This is a genomic window from Vreelandella neptunia, assembly GCF_034479615.1.
In the GTDB taxonomy this organism is placed as follows: domain Bacteria; phylum Pseudomonadota; class Gammaproteobacteria; order Pseudomonadales; family Halomonadaceae; genus Vreelandella; species Vreelandella neptunia.
The window spans coordinates 3,337,357-3,353,115 of sequence record NZ_CP140255.1 but is presented as its reverse complement, the minus strand read 5'-3'; the positions used below and the strand labels follow the sequence as shown (position 1 = coordinate 3,353,115).

Below are 15,759 nucleotides of genomic sequence, written 5' to 3'. Positions count from 1 at the left end.
TTGATGAAAAATCAGCAAAACCACGATTTACAAAGTCGCGCCTATGCCCCGGCACTTTGCTTTTTGGTCTGCGGCAGTTTGTTGGCATTCGACAGTGCGGCTCAGGAGGGCGGCTCGGATAAGTCGCTGACACCCGAACAGCAATCCACCAAAACCGAAGTGTGGGAGCCGGTGCCCCCTTCAGTTTCGGTGCCTGAGACGGGCGTTCCCTCCGATTCGATCGTGCTATTCGATGGCGCCGACTTAGACGCGTGGGAAGCTGAAGAGGGCGGGCCTGCCGAGTGGCACGTGGAAGACGGCGTGATGACGGTGAATCGCGGCGCGGGAGGAATTCGCACACGCCAGGATTTCTGCGATGTGCAGCTCTACTTGGAGTGGCGAGCACCGGCCGATATCGATGGCATGGAGGGCCAAGATCGTGGCAATAGCGGCGTTTTTTTACAGGAGCGCTATGAAATCCAAGTGCTGGACTCCTATGACAACCCGACCTATCCCAACGGCCAGGCGGCATCCATCTACAAACAGCATATTCCGTTAGTCAACGCATCACGCCCGCCCGGTGAGTGGCAGAGCTACAACATCCTCTACACTGCGCCACGTTTTGATGATGGGGACACACTTGAATCGCCTGCCTACATCACCGTGCTGCATAACGGTGTAGTGGTTCAGCACCATGCTGAAGTGCAAGGCACCACTGAGTGGATTGGCAAACCCAATTACGACGAAGCCCACGGCTGCGCACCCATTTACCTGCAGGATCATGATGCGGATGTTAGCTTTCGAAACGTTTGGGTGAGAGAGTTATAGCAGAGCGCTGATTAGCACCCTAAGCGAGCAAGCCCAGTCTTCTGATGCTAGACGGTATCGGGGGGCTGGGCTTTTTTGTACCGCTCTTATTGACTATGCTGTAATACATTGTAGTCATCAGGGTTGAGGGTATAGATATGGGTGTCACTACAGTTCGTCTTCAGGCGGATGTTGAACAGCATCTGGAAGCTATCGCTGGCAGGCTCCACCGGAGCAAAGGCTGGGTGATCAACCAGGCGTTATCGGAATACATCGAGAAACAACAGCTTGAGCAAGAGCGTTGGAAGCAAACGCTGGAGGCAATGGAGTCTGCCGCACAGGGGAAGGTGGTTGATAGCAGCGAGGTGCATCGTTGGCTCAATAGCTGGGGAACGGAAAATGAGCAGGATGCGCCGAGGTCGGGTAGGTGAAACTGGTTTACACGGATGAAGCCATTGAAGATTTGCAGCGCCTTAGAGAGTTCATCGCTATTCATAATCCTTCTGCAGCAGGCAGGATAGCTGCAGAGCTGGTCGGTAAAATCGACTTACTGCCAGACTTCCCCAAAATGGGAACGCCGGTTGAAATGGCACCGGATTCCATTCGTGACATGGTCTTTGGTAAATACGTTATTCGCTATTCAGTGCATACGAGCGTCATCATTATTCTGCGGGTATGGCACGAACTGGAAGGTGAGCGTTAGCCATTAAGCCAACTGCGATCCCCGGCTATGGCAAAATAGAAGTAAAAGAAAGTGGATTTGGTTATGTATTTACTTGTTACGTTTAACCGAAAAGGAGTTTTATGGACGGCTTTTTTGAAGAGATAGGCAGGGGGTTTTTTAGGGGAATAGGTTACATACTGGCAGAGGTATTCTTCAGAACCATTTGTTACTGGGTTGGCTGGCCAATCTGCAAACTGGTTACTTTGGGAAAATATCCTTCGGCTTCTAAAGTGATATATCTCGATGAGCATAGGAGCCGAGCCGACGGCGCTTGGTGTGCAGTAGTGGGTTTGCTTGCGTTGATGGTGTTGGCGCTGTATTTGCTCGGACAGTTTTAGATTTCGGCTATGCCATTCATTTAGGTGAGTTTAATTCTACTGTCAGGAGGGAAAGGAGTGGCGGCTAGAAAACAGAGGTCATTGAAGATCAAGACGCTAAACTCAGTTTGTGCAAGTGCGTTAATCGGGGCGCTACTTTATATAGTGATCATGGGGTTTGAAGTGGTGGCGCTTGGCGCGATGGGGGTTGCTCTCGCTGGTATCTCAATACCCGTGATTGTCAGCAGTGAGGGAGTTTTAGAGGTGCTGCTAGAGATCGTCATGTCGGTAGCTGAAGGTATCATGACTATTGTTGAAGTTGTCGTAGGCGCAATATCGGGACTGTTTAGCGTGTGACCAATAAAGCGGCATTATTGAGACGTTGTCCCTATTAAGTCATTAAAAAAATATAGAATATCAAGCCGGGGCCGCCACAGCCCCGGCTTTTTTTCATGCTTTGTATCCTTACACGTTAGGCTTAGCGGTGACGCTTTTATCGTTTTTAAAGGTGAGGAAGAACAATACCAGCACCGCAATAGCAAATGCCGCTGGGAACATCCAGATACCTTGCCAGTCGTGGGCGCCGTTGGTGGAGAAGTGCTCGGTAATCTGACCGGCTACCCAGAAGCCTATCAGCATACCTACCCCGTAAGTGGCCAGCGTGATCATGCCTTGGGCAGAGCTTTTAAACTTCTCCCCTGCGCGGGCATCGGTGTAGATTTGGCCGGTCACGAAGAAGAAGTCGTAGCACACGCCATGCAGTGCAATACCAATCAAGAGCATAAACACCATTTCATCGGCGTTACCGAACGCAAACAGTGCATAGCGTAGCGCCCAGGCCAGCATGCCGATCAGCAAGGTTTTCTTGATACCAAAGCGGTGAATAAAGACCGGTAGCAGCAGCATAAACAGCACTTCCGATACCTGGCCCAGGGTCATTTTACCGGTTGGATTGGTCACGCCGATCTCGGCGAGAAAGGGGTTGGCGTTTTGGTAATAAAACGCTAACGGAATACAAATCAGAATAGAGGCAATAAAGAAGATGGCGTAGTTGCGGTCTTTTAGCAGGGCCAGTGCATCTAGCCCTAGTACTTCTTTTAAGCCAACCGGGCCGTTTGCTTTAGGCGGCGTCGCGGGCAGGCTAAAGCTATATAGGCCAAGCGCTAATGACGCGATAGCGCACATCAAGAAGGTGTTACGCAGCATGCCGTCGGCGATGCCTTGGGAAGAGTCCCAGGCGAATAAGTAGCTGATCCCCAGACCCGCGATAATCCAGCCAATGGTTCCCCACACGCGGATTTTAGCGAACTCCTGGCCTGGGTCGCTCATTTGGCGGAAGGAGACCGAGTTAACCAGCGCCAGTGTCGGCATGTAGATAATCATATACATCAACACCAGCGGGTAGAAAGTGCTGAAATCGCTTGCGACGTACAGGCCGTACATTAACGCAGCGCCCGCCAAGTGCAGAACACCGAGAATACGCTCGGCGTTGAAATAACGGTCAGCGATCAAGCCAATAATGAAAGGGGCAATAATCGCTCCCCAGGATTGGGTAGAGAAAGCCATGCCAATCTGGCCACCGCTGGCGTTGAGGTTATTGGCCAGGAAGGTGCCCAGGGTGACAAACCAGCCGCCCCAGATAAAGAACTGCAAAAACATCATGATACTGAGTCGGGTGCGTATCATAGCCATGACGTGATCCTTTGTTGTGGTTGTGATTGCTGTCTTGATTTAAAACCGTCAACAGTCAATTAACGGTGTGAAGGAAGACCAAGAATTCGGCGGTTGCGCGAAACACTGGTGGTGACACCGGCAAAATCATCAAAAGCGCGTCCGGCGGGTTGAATCAGATGGGCTTCGATAAAAGGCGCGCCCTCTGCAGCGCCTTGGGCGGCGTCTTTAATGCAGCACTCCCACTCAAGTACCGCCCAGCCATCAAAGCCGTACTGCGTCAGGCGGCTAAAAATCCCGCTGAAATCGATCTGCCCATCGCCTAATGAACGGAAGCGCCCAGGGCGCTCTAACCAACCCTGGTAACCGCCATAAACGCCGCTGCGGCCATTGGGGTTAAATTCAGCGTCTTTAACGTGGAACATGCCGATACGCTCGTGGTAGCGGTCGATAAACTCGAGATAATCCAACTGCTGCAGCAGTAAGTGGCTGGGGTCATAAAGAATTTTCGCCCGTGGATGGTTGTCCACTGCCGCCAGGAACTGCTCGAAAGACGCACCGTCGTGAAGATCCTCGCCAGGGTGAATCTCAAAGCACAGATCAACGCCTGCCTCATCAAAGGCCTCCAGGATCGGCCGCCACCGCCGGGCCAGCTCGTTGAACCCTTCTTCGACTAGCCCCTCAGGACGTTGGGGCCAGGGGTAAACAAAGGGCCATAGCAGCGCCCCGGAGAACGTCGCGTGAGCCGTTAAGCCAAGCCGTTGGCTGGCTTTGGCAGCCAGTTTTAGCTGCTCAATGGCCCACTCGGTACGCTCCTGCGGCTTGCCGTGTAGCTCAACAGGCGCAAAATCATCGAATAAGTCGTCGCAAGCGGGATGCACGGCGACCAATTGGCCCTGTAAGTGGGTAGAGAGTTCACTGATCACAACGCCGGCTTTTTCACAGCGGGCGTTTAGCTCATCGCAGTAACTTTGGCTTTCAGCGGCCTTGCGCAAGTCGATAAAACGACTATCGACGGTGGGTAGCTGAATGGCTTGATAGCCCTGTTCGGCCGCCCAGCGAGCGATTCCGTCGAGGCTATCGAAAGGCGCTTCGTCGCCGATAAACTGGGCCAGGAAAATGGCGGGCCCGCGGATGCCTTGATGGGTGTTGGGCATGATTAGGCTCCAGACAGTTGAGTGGCGGGCAGCGGCGTCCATTTCTGTTCGCTTTTGGCGCTGGTGGTGACTGCCTCGATAAATGCCATGCCACGTAGCCCGGAGGCCATGCCGGGAACGCCCTCAACGTCGCCTTGCTTGCCATGATGAATGGCGTGGGCAAAGTCGCGGTAAAGGTTGCCGAGTGCTTCCAGGTACCCTTCGGGGTGGCCGCCGGGTAGGCGCAAGCGCTGCATTGCGCTGGGGAAAAGGTCAGGTTGGTCGATGCCCGCACGGAGGGTGCGCATCGCTGCTTGAAGCGGGCGGTAGAGCAGGCTGTTGGGCTCCATTTGATGCCACTCCAATGCCCCTTTATCACCGTAAAGACGAATTTTGAGTGCGTTTTCTTCCCCGCTGCAGACCTGGCTGGCCACCAGGGTGCCGCTGGCGCCTTGATCGGTGCGCAGCAACACATCGCCGTCATCGTCCAATTGGCGTCCGTCGGCGTGGCTGGCAAGCGAGGCGCATAGCTCGCTAACACGATGCCCGGAAATAAACTCGGCGAGGCCAAAAGCGTGGGTGCCAATATCGGCCATGCAGCCGCTGATACCTGCGAGCGAAGGGTCGGTGCGCCAAGCGGCCTGTTTATTACCCTGCTGTTCTAAACGCTCGCCTAGCCAGCCTTGGGGGTACTCCACATGAATTTTGCGAATACTACCTATTTGGCCCTCGCTCACCATCTCCCGGGCTTGCCATACCATGGGGTAGCCTAAGTAGGTATGCGCCAAGCCATACAGGCAGCCACTGGCCTGCCAGCTTTCTGCTAAGCGCTGAGCTTCTTGGAGTGAGACTGCCGCCGGTTTTTCGCAAAACACATGAAAGCCTGCCTGCATGGCCGCTTCCGCGATCGGTACGTGAAGATGGTTAGGCGTTACGATCACCAATAACTGCATGCGCTGTTCGACGGGAAGTTGCTGCTCGCTTTCCAGTAATTGCTGCCAATCAGCGTAAATACGCTCGTCGGGTAGGTGGCAAGCTTCGCCGGTCAGTTGGTTGTTATCCGCCGAGCGGCTAAAGGCGCCACATACCAGCTCGCAGGTGTCGTCAAGACGGGCAGCTAAGCGGTGAACTTGGCCGATAAACGCCCCTTGTCCGCCGCCGATCATGCCTAAGCGGATGCGGGGTTGATTGGTTCGCGGCATAGAGAGGCTCCTGCTTTAATAAAGCTTATGATTTTTCAGGTGGCGCTTGTTCAGGCTGCACGAGTATAGTCGACAATGTAACCGGTTACATTTGGCATGAAATTAGGGCTTCACGCTATAAGCGTCAATGCGACAAAGGTCTATCGGTGCTTGATAAAGGTTGGAAAATAGCGCGCTGAGTTTAACGCTGGGATACGTTAAGCTGATATCAATAATGCCGCGCAACCACCTGCTTACGGCGATTACCTATTGATAAGGGAGGCCATGACCAATATACGTAAGGTCGCCGAGTTGGCGGGGGTGTCGGTAGCGACCGTATCACGCGCGTTAAAGTCGCCGGATATCGTCTCGCCCACCACCCGGGAAAAAGTGCTGAAGGCCGTTGATCAAGCGGGCTACAAACCTAATTTGATGGCGGTTCAGTTTCGCTCACAGCGCACTTATAACTTAGTGGTTTTGGTACCTACTATCGCCAACACCTTCTTTGCGCGGGTGATTAGCGGTATTCAGGAAGCGGCCCAAGAGCGCGGCTATGGCGTTCTGCTGTGTAACACGCTCGGTAATGAAGCGATGGAAACCCAGTACGCCAGTTTAGTCAGTACCCGCCAGGCCGATGGCGTGATTCAACTGCGTGCGTTTAACCCTTTTTCTGAAAAGGCGTTTCCCGCTGGGGCGGTATTGCCGATGATCAATGCCTGCGAGGTGCTGGACGACGCCCCATGCCCCACCGTCAAGCTCGACAATCGAGCGGCAGCCCGGGAGGCCACCGAGCATTTGATCGCCCTGGGGCATCGTCGAATCGGCATGATTAAAGGGCCTCGTCGCAGCCCTTTGACCCGCGACCGTGAACAAGGCTACCAGGATGCGTTGAGCGCGGCGGGCATTCCGTTAGATGAGAGCCTGCTTTGTCCTGGCGATTTCACGCCACTTTCTGGCTATCAGGCGGCTGAAACGCTTATTGCTTTAGCGGAGCGCCCCTCCGCCATTTTTTGTGAAAGCGATGAAATGGCCATAGGCGCTATAAGCCGTATCAAAGAAGCAGGCCTGCAGATCCCAGAGGATATTTCGGTGGCGGGTTTTGATGATATTGCGTTTGCTTCTTACAGCGACCCGCCGCTGACGACGATTGCCCAACCGGCGGAAGCGTTCGGACGCGAAGCCGTTGCGATGTTGATCGAGGTTCTGGAAGGGAGGCAAGTAGACAATTTGGTGCTGCCTTATACCCTGGTCTCAAGAGCCAGTACTGCAACATGCCGACCTTAGGCGACTTTCTTTCGCGCCCTAAGTGCATACAATAAGTGGGGCTTTCTCGAAAAGCCTCTCAACTGCTGTCCACGCACATCATAAAAATAGCTAAAAAAGGATCTACCATGACGCTGACACGCTCAATGGCTCGTTTAACCGCTGGCTTGGCCGGTGCGGCCCTGCTAACCGCCTCACTTTCTGCACAAGCACGCGAACTCTCGGTTTCTACGGTTTTGTCTGACGCTTTCCCCTGGGGTCAGGCGGCGGAGAAGTGGGCCGAACTCGTTGAGGAGCGTAGCGACGGTGAGTTAACGCTGCGCGTTTACCCCAACTCTCAATTGGTTTCCGGTGACCAAACCCGTGAATTTTCTGCTATGCGCTCCGGTCTGATCGACGCCGCGGTGGGTTCGACCATCAACTGGTCGCCCCAGGTGCCAGAACTTAATTTGTTCTCTTTACCGTTCTTCATTCCTGATGAAGCCGCCGTTGATGCGGTTACCGGTGGTGAAGCGGGAGAGTTGGTTTTTGAAGCAATTGAATCTCGTGGCGTTATCCCGTTAGCCTGGGGTGAAAACGGTTTCCGCCAGGTTTCCAATTCTCGCGGGCCGATTAGCCAGCCAGATGACTTGGACGGCCTGAAAATCCGCGTTGTTGGCTCTCCGCTGTTCCAGGATACCTTCTCGGCTCTCGGCGCCGACCCCACCCAAATGAGCTGGACGGACGCTCAGCCCGCGCTGACCACCGGCGCAGTAGATGGCCAGGAAAATCCGCTTTCGGTGTTTGATGTGGCGCGCATTGATCAAGTTGGCCAGGAGCATTTAACGCTTTGGAACTACATGAATGACCCGCTGATTTTTGCGGTCAATCAGCAGGTATGGCAAACATTGAGCGAAGAGCATCAAACCCTGCTGCGCGAAACCGCGGTAGAAGCCGGTGAGTGGGAAATCGCCATGACTCGTGAAGAGGAGGGCGAGCGTCTTGCGGCGATTAAAGAGCGCGGTGTCACAGTAACCGAGCTTTCCGATGAGCAGTATCAGGCGTTTGTCGATGCCACCCAGTCTGTTTATGAAAAATGGGCGCCGCGGATTGGCGAAGAAGTGGTAGACGCCGCACAAGCCGCTATCGACGCGCGCTAACTACCTTTGATGTTCAAACTCCCGGCCTTTAAAGCTGGGAGTTTTTTGCTGTGAGGCTGCCATGAAAGGCTTTCCTGATGCGCGCCCTGAGCGCTGGCTGGGCGCGCTGGCATTAATCATTATCTCTTTGATTAGTCTTGGTAATGTGATTACTCGCTACTTAACCGGCGGCTCTTTTTCATTTACCGAAGAGTTTTCTGTGTTTTTGTTGGTGGTGCTGACCTTTGCGGGTGCCTCGGTGGCGCTGCGGCGTAACCGCCATATTCGTATTGGCTTTTTGGAACGGGCATTGCCGCCCAAGTACCGCCGCGCGCTGATTTTATTTCAAGCGCTTTGTGGTTTCACCGTGCTGGGTTTGATCACCTGGTACGGCGGCAAGATGGCTTGGCAAGAGTATCAGTGGGAGTCGCTGTCACCTGGGCTTGGCTTGCCTCAGTGGTGGTATTTAGTCTGGCTGCCCGTGCTTTCTGCAGCCATGGTGTGGCGCTTATGCCAGCAAACCGCGGATCGTTTAACGGGGAGGCTCACCGATGAGCCCTGATGTGTGGATGATTCTGGCGTTTGCGGGACTGCTGATAGCGGGGGTGCCGGTAGCGTTTTCACTGGCGCTCTCCGGGGCCGTTGGCATCGTGCTGGGTTTGTCACCGGACATGCTCGCAACGATGGGTACCAATACCTACAACAGTATTGCCAAGTACCCCTTGATTGCGATTCCGCTGTTTATCTTAACCGGGCTTATTTTTGAGCGCTCTGGAGTGGCGCTGCGGTTAGTGCGTTTTGCCCAGGCGCTGATTGGCCCGCGCCACGGTGGTCTGGCGTTGGTGGCGGTGCTGGTGTGTATGATCATGGGCGGTATGAGCGGCTCAGGCCCTGCTGATGCGGCGGCGGTTGCGATGGTGATGCTGCCGAGTATGACTAAAGCGGGCTACCCCAAGCCGTTTTCCGCCACGCTGATTGCCGCATCGGCATCTACCGCCATTCTCATTCCCCCTTCGGTGGCACTGATTCTCTACTCGATTGTGGTGCCGGGCGTCGATTTACGCGCACTTTTCGCAGCGGGGTTGTTTCCCGGTATTCTGGCCGGGCTGGCGCTACTGGTGCCCGCTATGCTCGTTTCCAAACGCTACGGTTGGGAGGGCGGCACACCTAAAGAGGGGGCTGAAAGGCTAAGTGTGCGCTCCACTTTTAAACAGGCGATACCGGCGCTGTTTGCACCGGTGCTGATTTTGGGTGGTTTGCGGTCAGGGCTGTTTACACCCACCGAGGCGGCCGTGGTAGCCGTTGCCTATGGTGCGATTGTCGGTCTTTTTCTAACCCGCGAGCTGTCGCTGCGCGATTTATGGGAGCTATTGGGTGAGGCGGCGATTATTTCCGGCGTAGTCATGCTGATTATCGCTCTGGCGGGGATTTTTGCCTGGGCCGGCACCATGCTGGGCACCTTCCGCCACTTGGCTGAGTGGATCATTAGCCTGACAGGTAACGGCGTGCTGCTGCTAATCCTGGTAATGCTGGCGGTGCTGGTCGCGGGGATGCTGTTGGATGCGATCTCTATTTATCTGATCATGATGCCGATTTTGATCCCCGTAATGCAGCATTTTGAGTGGAACCCGGTGTGGTTTGGGATTCTATTGGCGATGAATATTGCCATTGGCCAATTTACCCCGCCGGTGGCGGTGAATTTGATGGTGACCACCGAAGTGGCCAAAATTCGTTTAGAGCAGACCATCGGATGGGCGCTGTTATTTGTCGTTGCAATGGGCTGTGCGCTAGCGCTGGTGGCAATCTTCCCCGCTATCGCGCTGTGGCTGCCGCGCGTTTTGGGCTATAACGTTGATTAATTTTGCTTACCCTTTTGCTTACCCTATGCAAAAGCGGTATAGCAGTTAACGCTCCCTAAACGATGAAGACCGCTACACTGAGTATTAGACGACTGCGAAATTCATTATTTAGCGTATTACATTTCGCTAATTAGGTTTTTTTCGCTAAAGTAGTGTTAGCAGGCAGCCATGGCTCGCCTGTAACCGTTTGTCTTGAAAATAGAATGTCTTAAAAACGTTTTGGGTCAAGGGTACCTGAGGGAACGGTTCATCAGGTGAGACCAAAGCGCGCGATGCTCGTAACATCAAATACGCTCATAACATCAATACAAAGAGGTGTGTTCATGAAACGCCATGTATTTTCCACTACTGCCTTCTCCGGTGCGCTACTTGCCGCCGCTGCCTTCGCCTCACCGGCAATGGCACAGGATGACGAGCAATTCATCACCATCGGCACCGGTGGCCAAACCGGCGTTTACTACGTCGTGGGTCAGTCGATCTGCCGTTTGGTAAATCGTCTCGAAGACAGCGATATTAAGTGTAATGCTCCTTCTACCGGCGGCTCTGTTGCCAATATCAATGGCATTAAGTCCGGTGAGCTGGACATGGGTGTTGCTCAATCCGATGTTCAGTATCAAGCTTACAATGGTACTGGCAATTTTGAAGGCGAGCCCTACGAAGAGCTGCGTGCGGTATTCCGTGTCCACGGTGAGCCGTTGACGCTGCTTGCGCGGGCTGACTCTGGCATCGAGACGCTTGATGATTTGGAAGGCAAGCGCGTCAACATTGGTAACCCGGGTTCTGGCCAGCGCAACACCATGGAAGTGGTGATGGACGCCAAGGGCTGGACTGAAGATACATTCTCCCTGGCATCTCAGCTTGATGCTGCCGAGCAGGCGGCGGCACTGGCCGATAATAACGTCGATGCCATGGTTTATGTGGTGGGTCACCCTAATGGCTCCATCCAGGAAGCGACCACCACCGTTGATGCTCGCTTGATACCGCTGAACGACGAAGACATTCAAGGTATCGTCGATGAATACCCCTACTACTCCGCATCGGTCATTCCGGGGGGGCTGTATCGCGGCAATGACGAAGATGTCGAAACCTTTGGCGTGGCAGCGACCTTTGTCACCACCGCTGAGGCTGACGAAGAAGTGATCTATCAGACCGTTAAGGCGGTTTTTGACAACTTCGATCGTTTCAAGCGTTTGCATCCTGCCTTCGAGAATCTTGTGCCGGAAGAGATGGTGACTCAAGGTCTTTCCGCACCGTTGCACGATGGGGCAGCGCGTTACTATCGTGAACAAGGCTGGATTGAGTAATCCAAGGTCTAAGGTATTAATGCCTTAGTAAGAAATGCGCGGTTACCCAAGGGTGCCGCGCATTTTGGTTTAGAATGTTGATAGGGCGTTTAGAATGTTGATAGGGCATTTCGATATGGCAATGATGCGTCAATCGACTCGGAGCGGGGCAGGCAGATGACAGACGATAAGAACAGGCCTTCGGGAGATGGGGTAGACTTGGAGGATATGGTCGCCTCCAGCGACACTGGAGCCCGCAAGCCAGCCGGCATGCCTGGAAAGCTTTTGGTAAGCATTGCGGCAGTGTGGTCTCTTTTTCAATTGTGGATAGCATCGCCAATACCCTTCGTTCTTGGGTTTGGCGTATTTAGTGCCACTGAAGCCCGTTCTATTCACTTGGCCTTTGCGCTTTTTCTGGCGTATATGGCCTACCCAGCACTTAAGCGCTCTCCGCGCGACCGTGTTCCGATTCAGGATTGGGTGCTTGCAGCAGCGGCGGCGTTTTGTGGCGCTTACATGTTTATGTTTTACGAGCAGTTATCCCAGCGCCCCGGCGCGCCGATACTCCAGGACGTTATTATTGGTATAGCCGGGATACTGCTGCTGCTGGAGGCGACGCGTCGAGCGCTTGGCCCGCCGTTAATGATTGTGGCCTCGGTTTTTCTTCTCTATAGCCTGGCTGGCCCTTGGATGCCGGGTATTCTTTCCCATGGTGGAGTGAGCCTTTTTGGCTTGATTAACCACCAGTGGTTGACGACTCAGGGGGTCTTCGGTATCGCCCTGGGGGTATCAACCAGCTTCGTGTTCCTGTTTGTGTTGTTCGGTGCCCTGCTCGATAAGGCTGGCGCTGGCAATTACTTTATCAAGGTGGCTTTCTCGTTACTGGGTCACTATCGCGGCGGGCCGGCAAAAGCTGCTGTGGTGGCCTCGGCCATGACCGGTCTGATTTCCGGCTCCTCGATTGCCAATGTGGTAACCACCGGTACTTTTACGGTGCCGATGATGAAACGCGTTGGGTTTTCCGCGGAAAAGGCGGGTGCTGTCGAAGTGGCATCATCGGTCAATGGTCAGATTATGCCTCCGGTTATGGGTGCGGCCGCTTTCTTGATGGTCGAGTATGTGGGTATCTCTTATGTCGAGGTGATTAAGCATGCCTTCCTGCCCGCGCTGATCTCCTATATTGCGCTGGTCTACATCGTTCACCTTGAGGCCCTCAAGGCCAATATGCAGGGGCTGAAAAGCAGTAACCCACCTAAGCCACTGGTCAATAAAGTGATCGGCTTTCTCGGTGGTTTGCTACTGATGATGGTCACCGCCCTGGCTGTTTATTACGGACTTGGCTGGCTCAAGCCGGTACTGGGGGATGCAACCCCTTGGGTGGTAGCTGTTGGACTTACGGTCATTTATATTGCCCTGCTCAAGTTGGCAGCCGGTTACCCCGAGCTCGAACTTGATGACCCTAATGAGCCGATCTATTCCCTGCCGCAAACTAAGCCGACGGTGCTGGTAGGTTTGCAATATATCCTGCCGGTCATTGTGCTGGTCTGGTGTCTAATGGTGGAGCGTTTGTCGCCGGGGCTGTCAGCTTTTTGGGCCACCATATTTATGATTTTCATTATTCTGACCCAGCGACCCATCACGTCAATCTTTCGCGGACGCAGCGATATGAGGGCTGATCTTCAGGAAGGCGTGATGGATCTTTGGAATGGCCTGGTCACCGGCGCCCGCAACATGATTGGCATCGGCATTGCTACAGCTACCGCCGGTATTATCGTCGGTGCCGTCTCCCAGACCGGGGTAGGGCTAGTGCTGGCCGAGGTGGTGGAAACACTGGCCATGGGCAACCTGATGCTCATCTTGCTGCTTACCGCAGTGCTTAGCTTGATCCTCGGCATGGGGCTGCCTACGACAGCAAACTATATCGTCGTATCGGCACTATTGGCACCGGTCATCGTCAACCTAGGCGCTGAAAATGGCTTGCTGGTACCATTGATTGCGGTGCACCTATTCGTGTTCTACTTCGGTATCATGGCCGATGTTACCCCGCCGGTGGGGCTGGCCTCCTTTGCGGCGGCGGCAGTCTCCGGTGGCGATCCCATTCGAACCGGTTTCCAGGCGTTCTATTACAGCCTTCGTACCGCGGCGCTGCCGTTTCTGTTTATCTTTAATACCGATCTGCTACTTATCGATGTGACCTTCCTTCAGGGGGTGCTGATCTTTGTGGTGTCGACCATCGCCATGCTGATTTTCGCCGCCGCGACCCAGGGCTTTATGATTACGCGCAACCGCTGGTATGAGTCTATCGTGCTGCTACTGATTGCGTTCACACTGTTCCGGCCCGGTTTCTGGATGGATATGATTCATGACCCCTATGAATCCATCCCGCCCGCACAATTCGTCGAAGCGCTAGGTGATGTGGACGAAGACTCTACTTTGCGTTTGCAAATTGCGGGTCTTGATGATTATGGCGATCCCATGACCACTTACATGACGCTACCGGTACCTGAAGGCGAAACAGGGCAGGAGCGTCTCGATAACCTGGGCATGGAGCTCTTTATTGAGGATGGCAAGGCCACCGTTGATATGGTGACCTACGGTAGCCAAGCGGCAGAGCTCGGTTTCGATTTCGATCAAGAAATTATCGAGGTTCTGGCCCCCGTCGACCGTTGGACTAAGGAGCTAATGTGGATCCCTGCCTTCTTGGTCTTTGGGCTGATTGTATTGATGCAGCGTCGGCGTCGTGATAACACGCAAGCTGCTGCCACTGCATGAAGGAGAGTGCCATGTACAGCAAGATTATGTTACCTGTGGATCTTAACGAGGAGTCTTCCTGGTCAAAGGCGCTGCCCACAGCCCTGACGCTATGTCGCACTTTCGGCGCCTCGCTTCATGTACTCACGGTGCTGCCGGACTATCGTATGCCCATGGTGGGCTCCTACTTTCCCAAGGACTTCGCTAAAAAAGCACATGTGGCGATCAGCGATGCGCTTCATGAGTTCATTAAGACGAATGTGCCTGACGATATTCAGGTGCAAAGTGTCATTGTGGATGGTTCCCCATGGGAGGCCATCATCAAGGCTGGTAAGAAATTGGACGTCGACCTAATCGTCATGGCCTCACACAATAAGCGGAAGTTTGTCGATTATGTTCTCGGCCCCAACGCCGAGCACGTGGTGCACCATGCCAAGATGTCGGTAATGATTGTGCGCTAACTAGTCAAAGCGTCACGTAAGAAAAACTAAAAACTCCGGGCAGCAGCTGCTCGGAGTTTTTTTATGGCTATTTATAGCGCTTTTTGACTACATCTGTTTTTGCTAACGCAGCAATTTAATTGGCGCTTTTCAGCTGTTTCGTGGATTTTTTGTACGTGTATATCAAAGTGCCACCCTACAGGAGCTTTGGTCAGCTACATTAAGAGTGTATTAATAAATAATGTTAAGCCATTAACTTGGTATTAATACCATCGGCGAGCACAAGCGTTGATGCGTTAGAGGTAAATCCTGAATCCAGGGTCTATATCAGGAACAACAGGAGTGATGCCATGAATGCGGCTACAACAAAAACAAATCACCATGCGGATCAGCCCAGCGTTAAAATTAGTATCAATAAGGTCGGATTGGATCGGCCAAGGGCGTGGTTGGCGGCTGGCGTAGAGGATTTTCGCCGGGCGACGGTAGTGAGCCTCTCTTATGGCATGTTTTGGGTGGGGTTGAGTATTGCTATTACCCTAGGTGCGTTCACGCTGGGGTATTGGTACTGGCTACTGCCGATGATTGCCGGGTTTATGTTTATTGGCCCATTGGTAGCCGTTGGTTCTTATGGGATCAGCCGGGCATTAGAGCGAGGGCAGGTGCCTAATCTAGGCGATGCGTTTGGCAGTTGGAAGCCCCATGCCGGTCAGTTGGCGATGATGGGCGTCATGATGATGATTTTCTTCCTTGCCTGGATTCGTTTGGCTACGCTGCTGTTCGCGCTCTTTTTCGGTTTTGAAGTGCCTAGCCCCGCTTCGCTCTATACGGCGCTGCTAACCACCTCAGAAGGCTTGGGTATGTTGGCAGTGGGTACAGTCGTCGGCGGGATTTTAGCTTTTGGCGCCTTCGCCATCAGCGTTGTAGCGATTCCCACCCTGATGGATCAAGATCTAACCTTTATGGAAGGTATAGAAGCGAGTGTACGCTGTGTCGCGCGTAATTTTCGCGTGATGCTGTTATGGGCGGTGATTCTTACCCTGTGTGTGTTGGTGGGGGTGATGACGTTCTATATTGGTTTGGCGCTGATCTTGCCAGTATTAGGCCACGCCAGCTGGCACGCTTATGAAGATTTAGTGCGCTTTGAACCCTTTGAGAAAATTAAATCGTAACTCAACGGTAAACACTTAATAACGCTTCAGTGACGAAAAAAACAGTATTTGCCCTGACCTA

General features: G+C 53.6%; 15 protein-coding genes. 12 read left to right on the top strand and 3 right to left on the bottom strand.

What is annotated here, in order from left to right; genetic code table 11:
• The first annotated feature begins 3 nt into the window (after positions 1-3).
• The 4 genes from SR894_RS15605 to SR894_RS15590 all read left to right on the top strand — a co-directional run bounded on the left by SR894_RS15605 (position 4) and on the right by SR894_RS15590 (position 2,184).
• Positions 4-807, top strand: coding sequence for a 3-keto-disaccharide hydrolase (locus tag SR894_RS15605; protein WP_223288040.1), 804 nt, complete (start codon positions 4-6; stop codon positions 805-807).
• A 137-nt stretch (positions 808-944) separates the two neighbouring features.
• On the top strand, positions 945-1,217 hold the full coding sequence (locus tag SR894_RS15600) for a CopG family ribbon-helix-helix protein (protein WP_088698958.1): 273 nt from the start codon (positions 945-947) through the stop codon (positions 1,215-1,217).
• Positions 1,214-1,489, top strand: coding sequence for a type II toxin-antitoxin system RelE/ParE family toxin (locus SR894_RS15595; protein ID WP_223288039.1), 276 nt, complete (start codon positions 1,214-1,216; stop codon positions 1,487-1,489). The genes SR894_RS15600 and SR894_RS15595 overlap by 4 nt, the downstream gene beginning before the upstream one ends.
• A gap of 416 nt (positions 1,490-1,905) precedes the next feature.
• The gene (locus SR894_RS15590) at positions 1,906-2,184 is read left to right on the top strand and encodes a hypothetical protein (protein ID WP_223288038.1); all 279 of its coding nucleotides are present in this window, start codon (positions 1,906-1,908) and stop codon (positions 2,182-2,184) included.
• 108 nt (positions 2,185-2,292) lie between these two features.
• On the opposite strand, the gene SR894_RS15585 is transcribed toward SR894_RS15590, so the two are convergent.
• From SR894_RS15585 to SR894_RS15575, 3 genes are read right to left on the bottom strand one after another with little or no spacing between them, the layout of a single operon-like run.
• A complete protein-coding gene (locus SR894_RS15585) occupies positions 2,293-3,519 on the bottom strand; it encodes a nucleoside permease (RefSeq protein ID WP_223288037.1) in 1,227 nt (408 codons plus the stop codon).
• Positions 3,520-3,578: 59 nt separating this feature from the next.
• The gene (locus SR894_RS15580; RefSeq protein WP_223288036.1) at positions 3,579-4,655 is read right to left on the bottom strand and encodes a sugar phosphate isomerase/epimerase family protein; all 1,077 of its coding nucleotides are present in this window, start codon (positions 4,653-4,655) and stop codon (positions 3,579-3,581) included.
• 2 nt (positions 4,656-4,657) lie between these two features.
• The gene (locus SR894_RS15575; protein ID WP_227405728.1) at positions 4,658-5,836 is read right to left on the bottom strand and encodes a Gfo/Idh/MocA family protein; all 1,179 of its coding nucleotides are present in this window, start codon (positions 5,834-5,836) and stop codon (positions 4,658-4,660) included.
• A gap of 264 nt (positions 5,837-6,100) precedes the next feature.
• Here SR894_RS15575 and SR894_RS15570 point away from each other — a divergent pair, with 264 nt between their 5' ends.
• From SR894_RS15570 to SR894_RS15535, 8 genes are all read left to right on the top strand, one after another.
• Positions 6,101-7,099, top strand: a complete 999-nt coding sequence (locus tag SR894_RS15570) for a LacI family DNA-binding transcriptional regulator (RefSeq protein ID WP_133729802.1) — start codon at positions 6,101-6,103, stop codon at positions 7,097-7,099.
• 107 nt (positions 7,100-7,206) lie between these two features.
• Entirely contained in the window at positions 7,207-8,217 is a 1,011-nt protein-coding gene (locus tag SR894_RS15565) for a DctP family TRAP transporter solute-binding subunit (RefSeq protein ID WP_133729803.1), read from the top strand.
• Between the two features lie 61 nt (positions 8,218-8,278).
• Positions 8,279-8,758, top strand: coding sequence for a TRAP transporter small permease (locus SR894_RS15560; RefSeq protein ID WP_133729804.1), 480 nt, complete (start codon positions 8,279-8,281; stop codon positions 8,756-8,758).
• Positions 8,748-10,055: a TRAP transporter large permease gene (locus tag SR894_RS15555; protein WP_133729805.1), complete on the top strand. Its 1,308-nt coding sequence runs from the start codon at positions 8,748-8,750 to the stop codon at positions 10,053-10,055. The genes SR894_RS15560 and SR894_RS15555 overlap by 11 nt, the downstream gene beginning before the upstream one ends.
• 323 nt (positions 10,056-10,378) lie before the next feature.
• Positions 10,379-11,359: a TAXI family TRAP transporter solute-binding subunit gene (locus SR894_RS15550; protein WP_088698950.1), complete on the top strand. Its 981-nt coding sequence runs from the start codon at positions 10,379-10,381 to the stop codon at positions 11,357-11,359.
• A gap of 156 nt (positions 11,360-11,515) precedes the next feature.
• A complete protein-coding gene (locus SR894_RS15545; RefSeq protein WP_133729806.1) occupies positions 11,516-14,110 on the top strand; it encodes a TRAP transporter permease in 2,595 nt (864 codons plus the stop codon).
• An 11-nt stretch (positions 14,111-14,121) separates the two neighbouring features.
• Positions 14,122-14,550 (top strand): universal stress protein, encoded by a 429-nt coding sequence (locus SR894_RS15540; protein ID WP_133729807.1) that lies wholly within the window; start codon positions 14,122-14,124, stop codon positions 14,548-14,550.
• Between the two features lie 329 nt (positions 14,551-14,879).
• Positions 14,880-15,698, top strand: a complete 819-nt coding sequence (locus tag SR894_RS15535; protein WP_133729808.1) for a DUF2189 domain-containing protein — start codon at positions 14,880-14,882, stop codon at positions 15,696-15,698.
• Positions 15,699-15,759: the final 61 nt, after the last annotated feature.

Bases quoted from the DNA above. Each gene is read 5' to 3' on its own strand.
- SR894_RS15540 (WP_133729807.1), top strand. From the start codon at position 14,122: ATGTACAGCAAGATTATGTTACCTGTGGATCTTAACGAGGAGTCTTCC.
- SR894_RS15545 (WP_133729806.1), top strand. From the start codon at position 11,516: ATGACAGACGATAAGAACAGGCCTTCGGGAGATGGGGTAGACTTGGAG.
- SR894_RS15585 (WP_223288037.1), bottom strand. From the start codon at position 3,519: ATGGCTATGATACGCACCCGACTCAGTATCATGATGTTTTTGCAGTTC.
- SR894_RS15555 (WP_133729805.1), top strand. From the start codon at position 8,748: ATGAGCCCTGATGTGTGGATGATTCTGGCGTTTGCGGGACTGCTGATA.
- SR894_RS15565 (WP_133729803.1), top strand. From the start codon at position 7,207: ATGACGCTGACACGCTCAATGGCTCGTTTAACCGCTGGCTTGGCCGGT.
- SR894_RS15575 (WP_227405728.1), bottom strand. From the start codon at position 5,836: ATGCCGCGAACCAATCAACCCCGCATCCGCTTAGGCATGATCGGCGGC.
- SR894_RS15605 (WP_223288040.1), top strand. From the start codon at position 4: ATGAAAAATCAGCAAAACCACGATTTACAAAGTCGCGCCTATGCCCCG.
- SR894_RS15600 (WP_088698958.1), top strand. From the start codon at position 945: ATGGGTGTCACTACAGTTCGTCTTCAGGCGGATGTTGAACAGCATCTG.
- SR894_RS15570 (WP_133729802.1), top strand. From the start codon at position 6,101: ATGACCAATATACGTAAGGTCGCCGAGTTGGCGGGGGTGTCGGTAGCG.
- SR894_RS15535 (WP_133729808.1), top strand. From the start codon at position 14,880: ATGAATGCGGCTACAACAAAAACAAATCACCATGCGGATCAGCCCAGC.
- SR894_RS15580 (WP_223288036.1), bottom strand. From the start codon at position 4,655: ATGCCCAACACCCATCAAGGCATCCGCGGGCCCGCCATTTTCCTGGCC.
- SR894_RS15560 (WP_133729804.1), top strand. From the start codon at position 8,279: ATGAAAGGCTTTCCTGATGCGCGCCCTGAGCGCTGGCTGGGCGCGCTG.
- SR894_RS15550 (WP_088698950.1), top strand. From the start codon at position 10,379: ATGAAACGCCATGTATTTTCCACTACTGCCTTCTCCGGTGCGCTACTT.